Annotated in this window: 19 protein-coding genes; 9 read left to right on the top strand and 10 right to left on the bottom strand. The window is 67.2% G+C overall.

The window, feature by feature from the left end; genetic code table 11:
* Positions 1 to 12: 12 nt before the first annotated feature.
* Positions 13 to 486: a VOC family protein gene (locus A5790_RS08070; protein WP_066842546.1), complete on the bottom strand. Its 474-nt coding sequence runs from the start codon at positions 484 to 486 to the stop codon at positions 13 to 15.
* Positions 487 to 581: 95 nt separating this feature from the next.
* Here A5790_RS08070 and A5790_RS08065 point away from each other — a divergent pair, with 95 nt between their 5' ends.
* Both A5790_RS08065 and A5790_RS08060 read left to right on the top strand, forming a co-directional pair.
* Entirely contained in the window at positions 582 to 1,415 is an 834-nt protein-coding gene (locus A5790_RS08065; RefSeq protein WP_066842544.1) for a helix-turn-helix domain-containing protein, read from the top strand.
* Between the two features lie 17 nt (positions 1,416 to 1,432).
* Entirely contained in the window at positions 1,433 to 2,812 is a 1,380-nt protein-coding gene (locus A5790_RS08060) for an amidase (protein WP_066842542.1), read from the top strand.
* On the opposite strand, the gene A5790_RS08055 is transcribed toward A5790_RS08060, so the two are convergent.
* The gene (locus A5790_RS08055) at positions 2,809 to 3,312 is read right to left on the bottom strand and encodes a DNA-deoxyinosine glycosylase (protein ID WP_066842540.1); all 504 of its coding nucleotides are present in this window, start codon (positions 3,310 to 3,312) and stop codon (positions 2,809 to 2,811) included. The two genes, A5790_RS08060 and A5790_RS08055, sit on opposite strands and share 4 nt — an antisense overlap.
* 34 nt (positions 3,313 to 3,346) lie before the next feature.
* Here A5790_RS08055 and A5790_RS08050 point away from each other — a divergent pair, with 34 nt between their 5' ends.
* Together A5790_RS08050 and A5790_RS08045 are read left to right on the top strand one after the other, a co-directional pair.
* Complete coding sequence (locus A5790_RS08050) at positions 3,347 to 4,465, top strand: adenylate/guanylate cyclase domain-containing protein (protein WP_066842539.1); 1,119 nt, start codon at positions 3,347 to 3,349, stop codon at positions 4,463 to 4,465.
* 102 nt (positions 4,466 to 4,567) lie between these two features.
* On the top strand, positions 4,568 to 4,978 hold the full coding sequence (locus A5790_RS08045) for a hypothetical protein (protein ID WP_066842580.1): 411 nt from the start codon (positions 4,568 to 4,570) through the stop codon (positions 4,976 to 4,978).
* A gap of 1 nt (position 4,979) precedes the next feature.
* Here A5790_RS08045 and A5790_RS08040 read toward each other — a convergent pair whose 3' ends face one another.
* From A5790_RS08040 to A5790_RS08030, 3 genes are read right to left on the bottom strand one after another with little or no spacing between them, the layout of a single operon-like run.
* Complete coding sequence (locus A5790_RS08040) at positions 4,980 to 7,193, bottom strand: cation-translocating P-type ATPase (RefSeq protein ID WP_066842537.1); 2,214 nt, start codon at positions 7,191 to 7,193, stop codon at positions 4,980 to 4,982.
* A complete protein-coding gene (locus tag A5790_RS08035) occupies positions 7,183 to 8,103 on the bottom strand; it encodes a hypothetical protein (protein WP_066842535.1) in 921 nt (306 codons plus the stop codon). The genes A5790_RS08040 and A5790_RS08035 overlap by 11 nt, the downstream gene beginning before the upstream one ends.
* A complete protein-coding gene (locus tag A5790_RS08030) occupies positions 8,103 to 8,309 on the bottom strand; it encodes a heavy-metal-associated domain-containing protein (RefSeq protein WP_066842533.1) in 207 nt (68 codons plus the stop codon). Before A5790_RS08030 ends, A5790_RS08035 begins: the two co-directional genes overlap by 1 nt.
* Before the next feature lie 85 nt (positions 8,310 to 8,394).
* Here A5790_RS08030 and dtd point away from each other — a divergent pair, with 85 nt between their 5' ends.
* The gene (dtd, locus tag A5790_RS08025; protein WP_066842532.1) at positions 8,395 to 8,826 is read left to right on the top strand and encodes a D-aminoacyl-tRNA deacylase; all 432 of its coding nucleotides are present in this window, start codon (positions 8,395 to 8,397) and stop codon (positions 8,824 to 8,826) included.
* On the opposite strand, the gene A5790_RS08020 is transcribed toward dtd, so the two are convergent.
* Entirely contained in the window at positions 8,827 to 9,720 is an 894-nt protein-coding gene (locus A5790_RS08020; RefSeq protein ID WP_066842531.1) for an AIM24 family protein, read from the bottom strand. It lies immediately after the preceding gene.
* A gap of 97 nt (positions 9,721 to 9,817) precedes the next feature.
* Between A5790_RS08020 and A5790_RS08015 the strand changes: the two genes are divergently transcribed.
* On the top strand, positions 9,818 to 10,021 hold the full coding sequence (locus A5790_RS08015; protein WP_066842530.1) for a hypothetical protein: 204 nt from the start codon (positions 9,818 to 9,820) through the stop codon (positions 10,019 to 10,021).
* Between the two features lie 109 nt (positions 10,022 to 10,130).
* On the top strand, positions 10,131 to 10,697 hold the full coding sequence (locus A5790_RS08010) for a hypothetical protein (protein ID WP_066842529.1): 567 nt from the start codon (positions 10,131 to 10,133) through the stop codon (positions 10,695 to 10,697).
* Here A5790_RS08010 and A5790_RS08005 read toward each other — a convergent pair.
* From A5790_RS08005 to A5790_RS07995, 3 genes are read right to left on the bottom strand one after another with little or no spacing between them, the layout of a single operon-like run.
* Positions 10,694 to 12,856 (bottom strand): molybdopterin-dependent oxidoreductase, encoded by a 2,163-nt coding sequence (locus tag A5790_RS08005; protein WP_066842528.1) that lies wholly within the window; start codon positions 12,854 to 12,856, stop codon positions 10,694 to 10,696. The genes A5790_RS08010 and A5790_RS08005 overlap by 4 nt on opposite strands.
* A 19-nt stretch (positions 12,857 to 12,875) precedes the next feature.
* Complete coding sequence (locus A5790_RS08000; RefSeq protein WP_066842578.1) at positions 12,876 to 14,780, bottom strand: ABC transporter ATP-binding protein; 1,905 nt, start codon at positions 14,778 to 14,780, stop codon at positions 12,876 to 12,878.
* 8 nt (positions 14,781 to 14,788) lie between these two features.
* Positions 14,789 to 16,528 carry an ABC transporter ATP-binding protein gene (locus A5790_RS07995; protein ID WP_066842527.1) on the bottom strand — a complete coding sequence of 580 codons (1,740 nt, stop codon included), beginning with the start codon at positions 16,526 to 16,528 and terminating at the stop codon, positions 14,789 to 14,791.
* Positions 16,529 to 16,605: 77 nt separating this feature from the next.
* On the opposite strand from A5790_RS07995, the gene A5790_RS07990 reads away from it, so the two are divergent.
* Together A5790_RS07990 and A5790_RS07985 are read left to right on the top strand one after the other, a co-directional pair.
* Positions 16,606 to 17,169, top strand: coding sequence for a DUF3558 domain-containing protein (locus tag A5790_RS07990; RefSeq protein WP_066842526.1), 564 nt, complete (start codon positions 16,606 to 16,608; stop codon positions 17,167 to 17,169).
* Complete coding sequence (locus tag A5790_RS07985) at positions 17,166 to 17,723, top strand: DUF3558 domain-containing protein (RefSeq protein WP_066842525.1); 558 nt, start codon at positions 17,166 to 17,168, stop codon at positions 17,721 to 17,723. Before A5790_RS07990 ends, A5790_RS07985 begins: the two co-directional genes overlap by 4 nt.
* Before the next feature lie 9 nt (positions 17,724 to 17,732).
* Here the strand turns inward: A5790_RS07985 and A5790_RS07980 are convergent, their stop codons facing one another.
* Complete coding sequence (locus tag A5790_RS07980) at positions 17,733 to 18,251, bottom strand: histidine phosphatase family protein (RefSeq protein WP_066842524.1); 519 nt, start codon at positions 18,249 to 18,251, stop codon at positions 17,733 to 17,735.
* Between the last annotated feature and the right edge of the window lie 33 nt (positions 18,252 to 18,284).

Genomic DNA, 18,284 nt, shown 5'->3' with positions numbered 1-18,284 from the left:
CCACGGTAGCGCTCAGCCCGCGACGTTCTCGTTCGCCCATGCGGCCAACCGCCGATCTCGCTCCTCACCAGAGATGTCCTCGACGCGTGTCATCACCGACCAGCGAGTGCCGAACGGGTCGACGATCGACGCGAACCGGTCGCCGGTGACGAACGTCTGCGCCGGTTCTCGCACGACGGCTCCGGCCTGTTCGGCCCTCGACACGACCGCGTCGACGTCCTCGCAGTACAGCCCGATCGAATACGTGACAGGTCCGGATGGGTCCGGCGCGGCGATCTGGTACGCCTCGGCGGGATCGCCGAGTTGCAGGCGGCCGTTGCCGAAGCAGAGTTCGGCGTGCGCCACGGTGCCGTTCGGGCCGTCCATACGGTCGACCAGCGTGGCGCCGAACACCGAGGTGTAGAAGTCGATCGCGGCCGCGGCGCCGTCGAGGCAGAGGAAGGGGGTCAGGCTGGTGTAGCCCTCGGGCATCTTGTTGACGGTCATGGTCGCCACTTTGGATGCCCCATGCCCCGGGGTTATTGGAATTTCGCGACAGTCCGAATGCCTCGGGCATGGCGATGTTTCGTAGCCTCGATCCCATGTGCGATGGCGGAACGTCGGTACATGCGAAGCCCGTCCGCGGTGTCGTCGGGCGCGCCGCGAGCGCCTCGGTATTCGACCTCGACCGCTGGGCTCCTTCGCGCCGAGCGGCTCCGTTCGTTGAGCACTTCTGGTCGGTTCAGTGGGATCTCGCTGACGAAGAGCCGTTCACCAGCACGGTGATCACATTTCCGTCGGTGCACATCACTCATGAATGGGGCAGTGACAAAGCGCGCCACGGCCTTGCGTTACCGAACAATTTGGTGCACGGCGTCGTGGACCGCGTGTTCGAGACGACCATCGGCGGACGCGGCGCAGTGGTGGGCGCGCGATTCCACCCCGGAGGCTTCACCGCGCGCTTCGATCGCGACGCGTCGACCCTGACCGGACGAGTGGCGCCGGTGGACGATGGTCTCTTCGGCTCGGTGGTCGATCTGGACGACGATGTGGCATCGGCCGCCCTGCGCCTCGACGATTTGATCGCGGCACACAGCGGTGAACTCGACGAGACCTACTTGGCCCTCCGCGATCTGGTCGACCGGATCAGTGACGACGATCGGCTGCACCGCGTGGAACAGGTGATGCAGCTGTCGCCGTGGAGCACGCGCACCACACAACGGGTCTTCCGCCGGTATGTCGGCGTGCCGGTCAAGTGGGTGCTGTGCCGCTACCGACTGCAGCAGGCGGCGCTCGAGATCGAGACGAACCGGGGCGTGGACTTCGCCGACCTCGCCGTGCGCCTCGGGTGGTACGACCAAGCGCATTTCATCAACGATTTCCGGACGATGCTGGGTGCTACACCCGGTGAATACGCCGACCGACACCGGGTCTGAGCGGCTACGCTGCGGCCGTGGACACCAGCGAGCTTGTCTTCGCAGGCGCCGCTGAGCAGGCGCGGTTGCTCGCGTCCGGCGTCATCACCGCGCCGGAATTGCTCGGCCACTATCTCAAGCGGATCGCTCGACTCGACACCACGCTTCGCTCGTACCGCGTGGTGCTCGAAGCCGGCGCACGACGCGAAGCGGACGCCGCGCAACGGCGGCTTGACGCGGGGGAGCGGGCGCCGTTGTTGGGCGTGCCGATAGCGATCAAGGACGACGTCGACATCGAGGGTGAGACGACGACCTACGGCAGCGCCGCACAGGGGCCCGCCAAGACCCGCGACGCGGACGTGGTGCAGCGGCTACGCGACGCGGGCGCGCTGATCATCGGCAAGACCACGGTGCCGGAGATGATGCTGTGGCCGTTCACCGAGACGGTGACCTTCGGCGCGACCCGCAACCCGTGGAACGTCGACTTCGCGCCCGGCGGCAGCAGCGGCGGAAGTGGCGCGGCGGTGGCCGCGGGTCTGGCGCCGATCGCGCTCGGTTCCGACGGAATGGGTTCCATCCGCATTCCGGCGACATGGTGCGGACTGTTTGGCCTCAAACCGCAACGAGACCGGGTGCCCATCGCGCCGCACGACGACGCGTGGAACGGCCTCAGCGTCAACGGTCCGATCACCAGAACGGTGGAGGACGCGGCGCTGTTCTTGGAGGCGACGACGGGGGAGTCCGGATTCGTCGCGGCCGCCTCCGCGGAACCTCGACGTCTCCGAATTGCGTTGAGCGACAAGCTTCCTCCGTTGCTGACGAGCCGGGTGGGACGCGCGCAGCGCGCGGCGCTGAAGGAGTCGGGTGAGCTGCTGCGGGAACTCGGTCACGAGGTGGTCGAGCGCGACCCGGACTACCCGGCATCGGTGATGCTCGACCAGGCGCTGCCGCGGTATTTCAGGGGTTGCTACGACGACGTCCAGACGCTGCCCCATCCGGAGCGGCTGGACGCCAGGACACGCAGCTTCGCGCGGGTCGGCGGAATGATCTCCGATCGGCGGATGGCGGCGATCCGCGACGCGGAAGTCCGTACCGCCGACCGGATTCAGTCCATTTTCGACGACGTGGACGTGGTGCTCACCCCGGGGACGGCCAGGGGCCCCTCGCGCATCGGGGCGTATCAGCGCCGGGGGATGCTGTCGACGCTGTTGTCGGTGGCCTCGCGAGTGCCGTTCCAGGCGTTGTTCAACGTGACGGGTCAGCCGGCGGCGGTGGTGCCGTGGGGTTTCGACGGTGCCGGCGTACCGACGTCCGTGCAGTTGGTGGGCAGGCCCTTCGATGAGGCGACGCTGCTGTCGCTCGCCGGGCAGCTCGAGCGCGTACGCCCGTGGGCGCACCGGCGTCCGCCCGTGTCCTAAGTCGCCGCCTCGGAAAGGGCTTCGCGCCAGATCGTGAGCTTGTCGGCGAATGGCATGGTCTGCGCCGGGCTTGTCGACGGCAGTCGTCGGTACCGCAGATCGCTTGCGACGCGGACGAGCCGCGTGAAGTTTCTCTCGGCCGCCGCGCCGTTGAACAGCACCACTTCGATGCCGCGGTGTTCATCGAAGAACCGCTGAAAATCGTTCGGAACCATGCTTTCCGGCCGCACTGCGGAGTCGAGGCTGCCCTCGCGCTGACAGGAGTGCAAGACGTCCCAGGCGGCGATCCCGTGAGCCGTCAGGGCGGCGCAACGCTGCTCGTACGGCGCGTCGGCCGCGAACCCGAAGACGTCGCCCATGATGCGCCAGAAGGCATTGCGTGGGTTGTCGTAATACCGCTGGGCGGCGAGCGAGATGACGCTGGGCATATTGCCCAGGATCGAGGTGTGTGCATCATCGCCGACAATCGGCGGCAACCCGTACAGCACCGGTGAACCCATCCCTCGACTATCGCACGCGGTATACGTTGGGCCGGTGGCCGATGACTTCGACGTCGAAGGGTCCGGTCTGCTCGACGGGCTCGAAGGTGACGAGCGCGCCGAGCGCGCCGAGCTGGTCGAGTGGTTGGTGAGCAAAGGCATCGACGTCGAGGTGATCCGAGACGCGTTCCTGCCGATGCTGCTCGGCGCGCGTCAGGCGCTCGGCGACGACGGGGTCTACGTCTCCGCGCGCGAAACCAGCGAGAAGACCGGCATCGATCTCGAACTGCTGCAGCGTATTCAACGCGCGATGGGACTGCCCACAGTCGATGACCCCGACGCCAAGGTCCATCTGCGTGCCGATGCCGAAGCCGCGGCGTACGGTCAACGTTTCATCGAGATCGGAATCCTGCCCGACCAGATCATCCAGATCACGCGCGTGCTCGCAGAGGGGCTGTCGAAGGCCGCGGAGGTGATGCGGTACGCCGGGCTGGCTTCGGTGCTCGACCCTGGCGCATCCGAAGTCGTCATCGCCAAGAACGCCGAGGCCCTGGTGCGTACGGCCGATCCGCTGCTCGGTCCGATGATCCAGGACATGTTGCGGTTGCAGTTGCGCCATCTGATGGAGACCGAGGCGATCACCGCGTCAGAGCGCGCGAAGGGTCAACGGCTGCCGGGCGCACGGCTGGTGACGATCGCGTTCGCCGATCTCGTCGGTTTCACCAGACTCGGCGAGGCGGTGCCCCCGGAGGATCTGGAACAGCTCGCCCACCGGCTGTTCGATCTCGCGCATGAGGCGTCCGTCCCGCCCGTGCGGTTCGTCAAGACGATCGGCGACGAGGTGATGCTCGTGAGCCAGGAACCGGTACCCCTGCTCGACGCGGCGCTGACCCTCGTCGAGCAGACCAACGACGACGAGGACTTCCCACGGCTGCGCGTCGGCCTGGCCACCGGAATGGCGGTGAGCCGCACCGGTGACTGGTTCGGCGGGGCGGTGAACCTCGCGAGCCGCATCACCAGCGCCGCGCGGCCCGGCACCGTTCTGGTCTCGGAGTCGACGCGCGACGCCGTCGGTGACGATGAGGGGTTCTCGTTCTCGTTCGCAGGGGCGCGACATCTCAAGGGCATCAAGTCGGATGTGAAGCTGTTCCGTGTGCGACGGGGAGGCGACTGAACTTGGCAGCGGTTCGAACCATTGTTCGAGGCAGCGAAGGGCCGTGAGACGACCGCTGGCATTTCGAAACGGCTGCTGGCGTAGGTGATCTACGATCCAGGAATGAGCCGCGTCGCAAATGCCGTGCTGGTCACGCTGTTCGTCGCATCATCCGGTCTGCTCGGTGTGGGTGCAGCGAACGCGCAACCGCCGCAGCCGGCATGCGGCTACACGCTGTCGCCGCCGCAGGTTGTGAACACCGGCGGCGTGAGCAAGGTGACGGCGACGGTCTCGTTCCTCGCTTGCGGTGCGCCGTTCCAGCCGGCGTACAGCGTCGCGTGCGTCCACCAGGCCGGCCATGACTCTCAGGGGCAGTGCACGCAGGCGCGAGGGCCGGCCGCCGCGCAAGTGTTCTTCGAGCCGTATCAGCCGGGCGGGACCTACATCGCGAGCGGGCGCGGCTGCGGCAAGGTCTTTCAGGACGCGCTCGAGCCGAACTGCGACATGCTCGGCCCGATCAACGCGACGCTGTAGATCACCGCGACGCGGTAGCCGAGAACCGGCGCAGCCGAAGGCTGTTGCTCACGACGAACACCGAACTGAATGCCATCGCCGCACCGGCGATCATGGGGTTCAGCAACCCGGCCGCCGCCAACGGCAACGCCGCGACGTTATAAGCGAACGCCCAGAACAGGTTTCCCTTGATCGTCGCCAGCGTCCTGCGAGACAGGCGGATTGCGTCGGGGACCGCGTCCAAGTCGTCGCGGACCAAGGTCAGATCGCTCGCCTCGATCGCGACGTCGGTGCCGCTTCCCATCGCGAGTCCGAGATCAGCCTGGGCGAGGGCCGCCGCGTCGTTGACGCCATCGCCGACCATCGCGACCACCTTGCCGTCAGCTTGCAGGCGCTGAACGGCATCCACCTTGTCCTGCGGCAGTACTTCGGCGACGACATCCTCGATGCCTACCTCCGCGGCGATCGTGCGGGCCGCGGCCTCGTTGTCGCCGGTCACCATGATCGGCTTCAGCCCCAGCGCACGAAGCCGCGAGATCGCTTCGGGTGAAGTCGGTTTGATCGCATCCGCGACCACCAACACCCCACGGGCCTCACCGTCCCATCCGACGACGACGGCGGTGCGACCCTGTGATTCTTCCTGCCGCACCGTGACTTTCAGCGACGCGGGAAGCTCGTGCGACGACAGCAGCCGTTGCCGTCCGACGGTCACATCGCGCCCGTCGACCCGTCCGCGCACCCCGAGACCGCGCAGGTTGGTGAAACCTTCGACCGTCGGCAGCTCACCCAGCTTCTCCCGCGCGCCTGTCACGATGGCCCTGGCGATCGGATGCTCGGAACCATCCTCGACCGCACCGGCCATCCGTAGCACGTCGTCGGGCCGTTCAGCGTCGGCGGCGACGACGTCGATCAACGTCATCCTGCCGGTGGTGATGGTCCCCGTCTTGTCCAACACGATGGTGTCGATCCGCCTGGTCGACTCCAGCACCTCGGGCCCCTTGATCAAGATGCCCAGCTGCGCGCCGCGACCCGTACCGACCATGAGCGCGGTCGGCGTGGCCAACCCCAGCGCGCACGGGCATGCGATGATCAGCACTGCCACCGCCGCGGTGAAGGCCATCGCGGCCGACGCCCCGGTGCCCAACCAGAAGCCCAGAGTCGCAACCGATAGCGCGATCACAACCGGCACGAACACACCCGAGATCCGGTCGGCCAGCCGCTGTGCGTCGGCCTTCCCGCTCTGGGCGTCCTCGACCAGCCGCGCCATCTGGGCAAGCTGCGTGTCGCCGCCGACCCGCTTGGCCCGCACCACGAGTCGGCCGTCGACGTTAACCGTCGCACCCACGACCTCGTCACCGGGTCCGACGTCCACCGGAACCGCTTCGCCAGTCAGCATCGACGCATCCACCGCCGAGGCCCCCTCGACCACGACGCCATCGGCGGCGATCTTCTCACCGGGCCGCACCACGAATTCGTCACCGACACCGAGCTGATCGATCGGAATCCGTTGTTCGCGGCCATCGCTGCGAATCACGACGTCCTTGGCGCCCAGCTCCAGCAAGGCACGCAGGGCCGCGCCCGCGCGCCGCTTGGAACGCGCTTCGAAATATCGCCCGGCCAGAATGAACGTGGTGACGCCTGCGGCGACCTCGAAGTACACGCTGCCCGAGCCGTCGGTGCGTGACAGCGTCAGCTCGAAGCCATGGGTCATTCCCGGGATGCCTGCGGTGCCCCAGAACAACGCGTAGACCGACCATCCCAGCGCGGCGAGCGTGCCCATCGAGATCAGCGTGTCCATGGTAGCGCTGCCGTGGCGCAGGTTCGCCCATGCGGCACGGTGAAACGGCCACGCCCCCCACACCACTACCGGCGCCGTCAGCGTCAGCGAGAGCCACTGCCAGTTCGTGAACTGCAGAGCGGGGATCATCGCCATCGCGATCACCGGAACCGTCAAGGCGAGTGAGACCAGCAGCCGGTACCGCAGGGTGGCGGTCGGATCGTCTTCGACGGCGGTCGCCTGTTCGGTAGGCAGGTGCGCTTGATACCCCGCGTCTTCGACGGTGGCCACCAACGCCTCCGGGGTCACGTCTGCGCTGTACTGGACGCGCGCCTTCTCGGTGGCGAAGTTGACTGTGGCCGTCACGCCCTCGATCTTGTTGAGCTTGCGCTCGATTCGGTTCGCGCATGACGCACAGGTCATACCGTCGATGGACAGCTCGATCGTGTCAGTGGCCATGGCCGGCCTCGCCGTGGTCGTGGGTGGGGACGTCCTGCTGCGCGGAGGAGGGATCGACCGACACGGTGAACTCGGCTGTGCGCACGACGTCGCGGTGTTGGAAGTCAAGGAAAAGGCGGTACTGCCCGGCGCTGGGGAACGTGGTGTGGAACTCGATCGCCGGGCCCGGGCGTGTACCCGGGTCGCCGGGTCCGCCCATCGGATGCACGTGCAGATATGCGAGGTCGGCGGCCCGCAGCGCAACGAGGTGGCCGTAAGCCCCCAAGTACGGCTGCAGGTTGTCGACCGGAATCCCGTTGCGGTGGACGTTGAGCGTAAGAGTCGATGCCTCACCGGCTTTCGGGGTCCCGCTGAGCGTGACGGTGTAGTCGTCGACGGTCGCTGACGTGTCGGCCGCGGGCAGTGGAACGGGGGAGTATGGGCCTGCGACATGCACGTTGGCCCCGAGCGTGAGCGCGGGACCGCCGCTGGGCACGAAGTCGGCGAAGACGCGGTAGTCGCCCGCGCGGCCGAAATCCACGGGAGTCCGCCATGTGCCGCGGTCGTCGAGCACAGGGTGAAGGTGCTGGAAAGCGGACAGGTCGTTGCGGACCACGATCAGGTGCAACAGCTTCTCGTGAGTTTCGTCGAAATGCGTCACGGGAGAACCCTGCTGGTCGAGGATCCTGAACTCCAGAGGAGAGTCTCGGTTCGCCGGCGGGAGCGGTTGTGGCACGTCCAGCGTGTAGCCGCTCTCGGTCACCTCTAAGCCGCCGGGCGCCTCGGTGGCCTGTGCATCTGCGTGAGCGGTGGAGTGCTGCGCGGTAGCGGCATCACCCTCAGGGCCGAACGAGCGGCCGACCCACATCGAGGCTGCGAACACCACCGCGAGCGCGGCGATGAACGCGGCGATCCGAGGGGCGGTCTTCATCAGCTCGCCAACTTATAGCCGGCCTCTTCCACGGCGGCCTTGATGGCGTCGGCCCCGACGGGGGCGTCACTGTCGATGGTCACCGCTCCGCTGGCGACATCCACGTCGACCGCCTTGACGCCCGGGATCTCCCCGATCTCCTCGCGCACCGATGCGGCGCAGTGTTGGCAGGTCATTCCGGTGACTGTGACAGTGGTGGTAGCCATGCAGCCAGGCTACCTGATACCCCCTAGGGGTATTGACTCGGGCGGAGCCCGCCCCCGCGCGACCACCGTGGCAGCATCGGCATCCATGCGTGTTCTCACCCAACGGGTCACTTCAGCAGCCGTCACGGTGGACGGCGAGGTCGTCGGGGCGATCGAGCCCGAGGGGCAGGGTCTGCTCGCGTTGGTCGGCGTGACGCACGACGACGACACGGCCAAGGCTCGGCGGATGGCCGAAAAACTCTGGCAGCTCCGGATTCTCGACGACGAGAAGTCCGCCTCGGATGTCGGCGCCCCGATCTTGGTGGTCAGCCAGTTCACTCTGTACGCGAACACCGTCAAGGGACGGCGCCCGGCATGGAACGCCGCCGCGCCGCGCGCGACCGCCGAGCCACTGGTCACCGCGTTCGCCGATGCGCTGCGTGATCTGGGGGCATCGGTGGCGACCGGTGTCTTCGGCGCTCACATGCAGGTTCAGCTGGTCAACGACGGCCCGGTGACCGTGCTGCTCGAGCTGTGACTATGTGGTGGCGACCGGCGGTGCGCCCTCCGAGGGCTGCACGATCACGAATCCCTGCCCCTGGAACGCGACCTGGATCGCCTCACCGGAGCCGCGGCCGATGAGCGCGCCCGCCTTGAAGCTGGTCTTCAGCTGAGTCTGTAGGTTCGCCGACCACGCCACCACCGCATTGGTGTCGGCGAACGTCGGCGCCTCAGCGGCATTGAGCACAACCGGGGGCCCGTCGGTCGTCAGCGCCACCCAACCGGTCCCGCGCAGCGTGGTGTTGAACAGGCCGCCGGTCGCAATGCTGCCGCCCCGCACACGCTCGATGTTCCAGTTCAGGTTCGACGAGAACGCCAGCACGTTCTTACCGCTGATCGACAACCCGGAGTTGGTCAGCTGCAGCAGATGCACGTCGTAGCCCCGCTCGGCGAGGAAGACGTCGCCCTGCCCCTGGCAGCGCATCAGCGGCAGCCCTTCACCTGTCAGCGCCTTCTTGATGAACTTCGAGGCGCCGCCGCCCTCGAACGCGAAGTCGACATTGCCCTGGTAGGCCACCATCGAGCCCTGCCGGGCCATGAACGGCTCCCCGAGGCGCACCCGCAACATCTTGGTGTTCTGGTTGGCGATGGCCTTGGCTTCTTTTTCGCTGAACCGGCCGTCCACCAGATCGCCGCTGATCCCTCCGAAGCCGTCGCCTGCAGGCTGTCCGACCGCCATGGCCTGGGGCGGCGCCGTCTGTTGCGGAGGTGCCTGGGATGCCGGCGGGGGCCCGCCGAGTGACGTCAGCGGCGCCCTGCCGACCTGACCCTGGTGCGACACCTGGTCGGTCCAGTTGCGCCCGTCCCACCAGCGGTACTCGTAGCGACCTTCGGGATCGGGTCGCCAGCTTCCGTTGTTCGGTGCTGTCATGGTTTACAAAATAATCCGGCGGCCCTCCTGTAGTGAGGTACTTTTTCGCACTGATCCATCCCGCCCGAAACCACTCGACGACTGGCATTCTTGTGCCATGGCAAAGGAAATCGACCGGGTGCGGGCGCAGGGCGCCTTCGCGGTCCTCAAGCAGCATCCGGGCATGGTGCTCTTCGTAGCCTCACCTGCGCTCATCGCGGTCGGGCTGGTGTGGTGGTTGGTCAGCCCGACGCTGGCCGTTCTGCTGTTGATCGCTGCGATCGTCGGCGGCGGCGCGCTGCTGCTGCGCAAGCGCGGCTAGTCACAGACGTCGTCCGGTTTTGTCGGTGTCGATGGCCCCTTCTGACCTGGAACGTTCGCTCTCAGCGAACAGTCACCTCGTAGGGGTGTAACGGTGTAAGCATGTAATCATGCGACACAACATCCATGGCCGGCGCCGCCAAGGCGGCTGGCAACAGGCTCAGCAGCCCGATGCGGGCGACGCCGCCGACTGGTTCGCCGGTCGGCTTCCCGAGAGCTGGTTCGGCGGAGACCCGACGGTGGTGGTCGACCGCGAGGAAATCACCGTCATCGGAAGGCTCGCGGAACCCGAAGGCGACGAGAGCGAGGCCCGCGCATCCGGACGGGCCGCGCGGTTCCGTGAGGAGACCCGCGCCGAACGCATGCGCATCGCCGATGAGGCCGAGGCGCGCTACGGGCGCAAGGTCGCGTGGGGCATCGAGATCGGGGCGCCGGGCGCCGACAACTATGAGCGAATCATGTTCACCAACATGGCCGTTCCGGTGATGACGCGACTGCGCCAACCCGAACGTCAGGTGCTCGACACGCTGGTCGACGCGGGTGTGGCGCGGTCCCGCTCGGATGCGCTGGTGTGGTCGGTGCGGCTGGTCGGTGAGCACGCCGAGGAGTGGCTGGGCAAGCTGCGCGAGGCGATGCGCAACGTCGACGAACTGCGGGCCGAGGGCCCGAACCTCTAGATCCGCTCCACGCCAACGTATTGCGAACTCAACGCCGCCGTCTGGGACAGCGGGTCCACCGGAGCGCCTTCGACCAACAGGTTGCGGTTCGCGCCGTAGGAGACCGGCGCGTCGTGGCCGCGCGGATCGAAAACCCGTGAGCCCCAACCGTGGTCGACGATGATCACCCCTTGACGCGGACGGTCGTCCACCACCGCCGTCAACTCGACCTCGCCGACCGGAGAGAATACCCTGACCAGGTCGCCGTCGCCCACCCCGAGATCGGCCGCGTCCTTCGGGTGAATGATCACGTCGTTGCCCTTACCGGCGGGATGAAGCCCGGGTAAGTCGTTGAGCCACGAGTTCATCGAGTGCCGGTGCCTACGGTTGGCCAACTGGAACGGATAGCCGACGGGTGCCGCCGGAAGCGGATCGGCGAGCAGTTCGCGGGTCCGCGCGACGAACTCGGATGGTGCCGCGTGCACCTTCTTGTCGTCGGTTCTCAACGCGTCGCGGAAATGCCCGAACTCGCGGGGACCCAACACCCAGCCGTGCGGGTGCGATATGACGTCTCGCCATTTGATCCTGCGCCCGTTGATCTTTCGTGAGGTCGCCACGACCAGGCGGTCGATCCAATGCGGTCCGAACTCCAGGGCCGGCCTGCGCGTCACACGCGCCGCGGCCCGCGTTGCCTTGATGAATCCGTTGAGGCCCTTGGCGCCGAACAGCGGTCTGCCCATCGCGATCGCGAGGTCGGTGAAGATGCGCCACTCCTGCCGCACTCCCGGCGGCGGCTCGACGACCTTGGCGCCGTACTGCAGATACGGCTCGTCGTGCATGTTGCTGGTGAACGCGAGCAGGTCGTTGCGCTCGAGCCAGTGGGCCGCGGGCAGCAGCCAGTGTGCATGGCGGTGGCTCTCCCGCTGGACGAAGTCGATCGCGACCAACAGGTCCAGATCGGCCAGGGCACGGTCCAGCTTGTCGCCGTCGGGGCCGGAGATCACGGGGTTGCCGCAGTTGATCAACAGCGCGCGAATCTGACCGTGGCCCGGTGTGGTGATCTCGTCAGGCAACTCGCTGAGTGCGTGTGCGCCCGCGACCATTTCGCGGCCCAGCAGCCGACTGTAGTGCGGCTTGGCCTTGACCATCGCCGACATCCGGATCGCGTCGACGTAGCCGGGTTCGAAGCGACGTCCGCCGGGGCGGTCCATCCGGCCGGTGATCACGTTGAGCACATGCCCGAGCCACTCGGCGACGGTGCCCGCCATGTGCAACGACACCCCGGTGCGCGTGACCACCATGGCCCCGCGGGCTGCGGCGAAGTCGCGGGCAACCCGCTCGATCTGCTCGCGGGGGATGTCGCAGCGGGCGGCGAGTTCGTCGAGGTCGACGTCGGCGACCAGCGCACGCAGATCGCCGACTCCGGTGGCCAGTTCCGCGCAGTCCTGCCGATGTTCGAGACGCTCATCGAGGATGACCTTCACCATCGCCAGCAGCAGCGCCCAGTCCTGCCCCGGACGCACCGCGAGGTGCACGTCGGCCTTCTCGGCGGATTCGGTGCGCAGCGGGTCGACCACCACGATCGTCGCGCCCTGTTGTTGACGTGCCAGTGCACGTCGCCACCCACCGGGTACCGTCTCGAGCCAATTCCACGCGCTCACAGCGGGGTTCGTGCCGACCAGCAGGAAGTAGTCGCAGTTGTCGACGTCGGACACGGGCACCATCAGCATCGAGCCGTACATCGCCTCCGCGACGACGTGCATCGCGTTCTGGTCGACCGAGCCCACGGCGTAGCGGTTCTGGGTCCCGAGCGCGTCCAGCCAGCCGTTCATGAAGATGACGTTGGACGAGGAGAAGCCCGCAGGGTTGCCGTAGTAGACGCCGACTGCGTCGGGTCCACCCGCCTCGATCGCGGCGTTCATCCTGGCGGCGATGTCGGCGATGGCCTCGTCCCAGGTGGCCTCGACGTAGGAATCGCCGACGCGGCGCATGGGGTTGAGGATCCGGCGCGGATGCTCGACGAGCCTGTGTGCGGTGCGGCCCTTGGCGCAGAAGTCCCGCCAGCTGTGCGGATTCTGCTTGTCGGCGGCGATCTTGGTGACGCGGTTGTCCTCGACCGTCACCTCGAGCCCGCAGGAGGCCAGACAGATCCGGCAGAACGTGTAGACCGTTTCGCTCATCGCCTCGAGCGTACGACGCTTAGGCCTGCGTCATGGACCAATAAGCGCCATGCTTAGCGACCAACTCCGCATGGGTGCCGCGTTCGACGATCTCGCCCGCGTCCATCACCACTATGCGGTCGGCGTCCCGGATGGTCGACAGCCGGTGGGCGATGATGAAACTTGTTCGGTCGCGGCGCAACTCGGCCATCGCCTGCTGGATCAGCAGCTCGGTGCGGGTGTCCACCGAGCTGGTCGCCTCGTCGAGGATCAGCAGGCTGGGTTGGGCCAGCACCGCGCGCGCGATCGTGATGAGCTGTTTTTCGCCGGCGCTGATGGAGGCGCCGTCGTCGCTGACGTGGGTCTGATAGCCGTTGGGAAGCATGTGGACGAACCGGTCGACGTATGCCGCCTTGGCCGCCGCGATCACCTCGTCCTCGGAGGCCTCGGGTCTGCCGTAGGCGATGTTCTCGAAGATGGTGCCCGCGAACAGCCAGGTGTCCTGGAGCACCATCCCGATGCGGGACCGCAGCGAGTCCCTGCTGACCGTCGAGATGTCCACGCCGTCAACGAGGATCCGGCCGGAGTCGACGTCGTAGAACCGCATCAGCAGGTTCACCAGCGTGGTCTTACCCGCGCCCGTCGGCCCGACGATCGCCACCGTGCTGCCGGGTTCGGCGATCAGCGACAGGTTCCGGATCACCGGGGTGTCGGGGTGGTAGCCGAACGTGACGTCCTCGAACTCCACCCGACCGGCCTGCGCGCCCGTTCCCGGCTCTACGACCGGCAGCCGGTCCGCGGGATCGGGCGCCTCCTCTTCGGCGTCGAGCAGGTCGAAAACCCGCTCCGCACTGGCCACACCGGACTGCAGCGTGTTGTACATGCCCGCGACCTGCGTCAGCGGCTGGTTGAACTGGCGGACGTACTGGATGAACGCCTGGATACTGCCGAGCGTGATCTGACCCGTGGCCACCTGCAACCCACCGACCACGGCGACCGCGACATAGCTCAGGTTGCCGATGAACGTGGTGGCCGGCCCGACCAGACCGGAGAAGAACTGGGCGCCGAAGGCGGCGTGATACACGTCGTCGTTGCACTCGCGGAACCGCTCCTGCGCCGCGGCCCGGTGACCGAAGGTCTTGACGATCGTGAAGCCGCTGTAGGTCTCCTCGATGTGGGCGTTGAGCCTGCCGGTGTTCGCCCACTGCGCGACGAACAGGCGCTGCGACCGGCGCGCGATGGCCCGGGTCGCCCACAGCGACAGCGGCACCGTCACCACCGTCAGCAGCGTCAGAAGCGGTGAGATGGTCAACATCATCACCAGCACCGAGAACACCGTCAGCACGGACGTCAACAGCTGGCTGATGGTCATCGACAACGAGCCCTGGATGTTGTCGACGTCGTTGGTCACCCTGCTGAGTACCTCGCCGCGTTGACGAGAGTCGAAATACGACAGCGGCATTCGATGCAGCTTGTCCTCGACATCGGAGCGCAGCGTGGCCATGGTGCGCTGCACCGCGACGTTGAGGAGCAGGGCCTGCAACCACACCATCAGCGCGGCGACGAGATACAGCCCCAACGCGAGCAGCAGGGTCCGCCCGACGGCCTCGAAGTCCACACCTTGGCCCGGAACGACGTTCATCCCCGACAGCAGATCGGCAAAGGTGCTGTCACCACGGGCGCGGGCGGCGTCGATGGCCTGCTCCTTGGTGATCCCCGCGGGCAGCGCACGGCCGACGACGCCGTTGAACAGAAGATCGGTGGCGTGCCCCAGTATTCGCGGGCCGATGACGCTGATCGCGACGCCCGCGACGCCCAGGAGTATGACGCACGAGGTCAGGCCGCGTTGCGGTGTCAGCCGCTTGACCAAGCGGATCGCCGAACCCTTGAAGTCGCGCGAGCGTTGGGTCGGGGCCTGCATCACGCCGCGGATCGGCCGGCCCATCGGCCCGGTCACTGGGCGTCGCCGACGATGGCGAGCGACTGGGAGTCGGCGAACTCGGCGTACTGCGGGCAGTCCCTCAGCAGGGTTTCGTGAGTGCCGATGCCGACGATTCGGCCGTCGTCGATCACCACGATCTGATCTGCCTCGATGACGGTGGAGATGCGTTGGGCGACAACGATGACCGTCGCTTCTGCCGACGCCTCACGCAGCGCAGAGCGCACGCGGGCGTCGGTGTGCACGTCGAGTGCGGAGAACGCGTCGTCGAACAGATACACCGCGGGTCGGCGGATCACCGCCCGGGCGATGGCCAGCCGCTGACGCTGTCCGCCCGAGAAATTGGCCCCGCCCTGCGCGACCTTCATTTCCAGGCCGTCGGGGTGGGCGCGCACGAAGTCGTCGGCCGCGGCCACCCGCAGCGCGGCCCACATCTCCTCGTCGGTGGCATCCGATTTGCCGTACCGCAGATTATCGGCGACGGTGCCCGAGAACAGGTATCCGCGCTGCGGCACCAGGCCGAGCACCGACCACAGCTGCTCGGGGTCGTAGTCGCGTACGTCGACGCCGTCGAGATACACCGAACCGCTCGTCGCGTCGTACATCCGGCAGATCAGCGACACCAGCGTCGACTTGCCCGACCCGGTGGAGCCGACCACCGCCGTCGTCGTACCCGAGCGTGCCGTCAGCGAAATATCCTGCAGTACAGGCCGTTCAGCGCCGGGATAGCTGAATGTCGCGGCCTCCAAGAGGATTTCGCCCCGGATCCTCGACGGCCGCACCGGATCTTCGGGGCTGACGATGTGCGGTGCGACCGACAGCACCTCGGAGATCCGCTCGGCACACACCGACGCGCGCGGGATGATGACGAGAATGAACGTGGCCAGCAGGACCGCCATCAGTATCTGCATGAAATAGGCCAGGAACGCGATCAGCGAACCCACCTGCATCTGCCCGGCGTCGATCCGCAGCCCACCGAACCAGATCAACGCGACGCTCGAGACGTTGATCACCAGTGTCGTCGTGGGCAGCATCAGCGCCTGCCACCGTCCGGCTTCGAGCGCGGTGTCGGCCAGCGCGTGGTTGGCTTCGGCGAACCGGTTGCGTTCGAACGGTTCTCGGGCGAACGCGCGGATCACCCGCAGGCCGGTGAGTTGGTCGCGCATCACCCGGTTGATGTCGTCGACCATTCGCTGCATGCGGCGGAAGATCGGAAGCAGGTGACGCACGATCCAGTAGTTGGCCAGGGCCAGGATCGGCACGCTCACCAACAGCAGCCAGGACAGCCCGGCGTCCTGATGCAGTGCCATGAAGATTCCGCCGATCGACATGATCGGCGCGGTGACCAGCATGGTGCAGGTCAGCTGCACCAGCAGTTGGATCTGCTGGACGTCGTTGGTGGTGCGGGTGAGCAGCGACGGTGCCCCGAAGCGCGCAGCGTCCTCGGCCGAGAACCCGGTCACGTGGTTGAACATCGCCGCGCGCAGGTCGCGGCCGACGCCCATGCCCGCCCGCGAGCCGAAGTACACCGCCCCCACCGCGCACACCACCTGCAGTGCGGTGACCGCCAGCATCACACCGCCGAGTTCAACGATCCGGCGCAGGTTCCCGACCGCGACGCCGTCGTCGATGATCGCGGCGTTGACGGTCGGCAGGTACAGCGAGGCGAGCGTGCTGACCAATTGCAGCGTGGCGACGGTGGCGAGCAGCGCCCGATATGGCCGCGCGTACTGTCGCAGCAGCGCCCATAGCATCCTGTTACTGTCGCACATCCGATATATGGGCAGGTCAACCGGCATGTCGGTGGTTGACCTCCAGAGCTGCCGCTACAGTGCATGGCGTGACTCACAGCACGCGCGTGACCCGCTGCCTGGCCCTCGCGGCCGCCGTGGTCATTCCGCTGTCCGCATGCTCGGATTCCGAACCCGCAGGCCCGCAAGTGCCCGAGGACACCACAGCTCCCACGGAGAACGTCTCGCACGGCCCGTTCTTCCCCCAATGCGGCGGTATCAGCGACCAGGAGGTCATCAAGCAGACCCGGATTCCCGGGCTGATCAACACCGCCAAGACGTCCGTCGGATGCCAGTGGCTGGCCGGTGGCAGCATCCTGGGCCCGCACTTCTCGTTCACCTGGTTCCGCGGCAGCCCGATCGGGCGTGAACGCAAGACCATGGAACTGTCGCGCACAGCGGTCGAAGACATCAGCATCGAAGGCCACGACGGGTTCATCGGGTACAGCGAGGACCCGATCAACGGCGTCAACCTCTGCGAGATCGGCATCCAGTTCGACGACGACTTCATCGAGTGGTCGGTCAGCTACGGTGCGAAGCCGTTCCCGGATCCGTGTGAGGTGGCCAAGGAACTGACCCGCCAATCGATTGTGAACTCCGAATGAGAACCGCGCCCGTTCGTCGGCTGCTCGCGGGCATGGTCGCCGTGCTCGCTTCGTTGTCCGTGCTCACCGGTTGCACCCAGACGGTCGAAGGCACGGCGGCCAAATCGGGGACGGGCGGCGGACCGCGCAACGAAGACTCCGAGCGCCAGTACCCGAACCTGCTCAAGGAGTGCGAGGTGCTGACCGAAGACATCCTCGCCGAGACCGTCGGCGCCGACCCCCTCGACATCCAGAGCACGTTCGTCGGTGCCGTGTGCCGCTGGCAGGCGGCCAACCCGGGTGGCCTCATCGACATCACCAGGTTCTGGTTCGAACAGGGCGATCTGGACCACGAGCGCGAGGTGGCCCAGCGACTGGACTATCGGATCGAAGACCGCAGGGTCGCTGGGATCCAGTCCATCGTGATGCGGCCGAACGATCCGAATGGGGCGTGCGGTGTGGCCAGCGACGCGGCCGGGGTGGTCGGTTGGTGGATCAACCCGCAGTCGCCGGGGATGGACGCCTGCGGAATGGCGATCAAGCTGATGGAGTTGACGCTCGCCACCCGCGCGTAGCTTCGCCGGCTAGCGCGGCACGTGGAAGGTGACCAGCGCGGCGCCGTCGAGGGTGAGCCGGTTCCACGGTTCGCCGGTGCGCAACACCGCGATGGACGACGTCGGGAACTTCAGCGAGATCTGTTCGGCCGCACCGGTGTTGCTGCCGTCCACGGTGGCCAGGCCGAGCGCGACACCCGACATCGCTGGCTCGTGGCCGATCACCAGCAGGGTGCCGACCTCGAAGCCGAAGTGTGATTGGACCCGGTTGATCTCGTCGATCACCGTGCCCGGAGTCGCGTCGTAGAGGCGATCGCGGTACTCGACGGGCGCGGCGATGCGGGTGCGTGCGAGCGTCTCGCGGGTGCGGGTCGCGGTGGAACACAACACGGCGTCGACGGCGGGCGCGTGGGCGCGCAGCCAGTCGCCGGCCAACCCGGCCTCGCGCACGCCCCTCGGCGCCAGCGGGCGGTCGTGGTCGCCGACCCCCGGCGGGTAGTCCGACTTGGCGTGCCGGAGCAACAGCAGCGTGCGGTACCGGTCGGTCACCGGACTAACGGTAAGGCATGCCGCCGCACCTCC

Origin of the sequence: Mycobacterium sp. 852002-51152_SCH6134967 (assembly GCF_001667105.1) — a bacterium.
GTDB classification, from domain to species: Bacteria; Actinomycetota; Actinomycetes; order Mycobacteriales; family Mycobacteriaceae; genus Mycobacterium; species Mycobacterium neumannii_A.
Note: the sequence above shows the minus strand (reverse complement) of the source record. Positions and strands in the feature narration are given on the sequence as shown.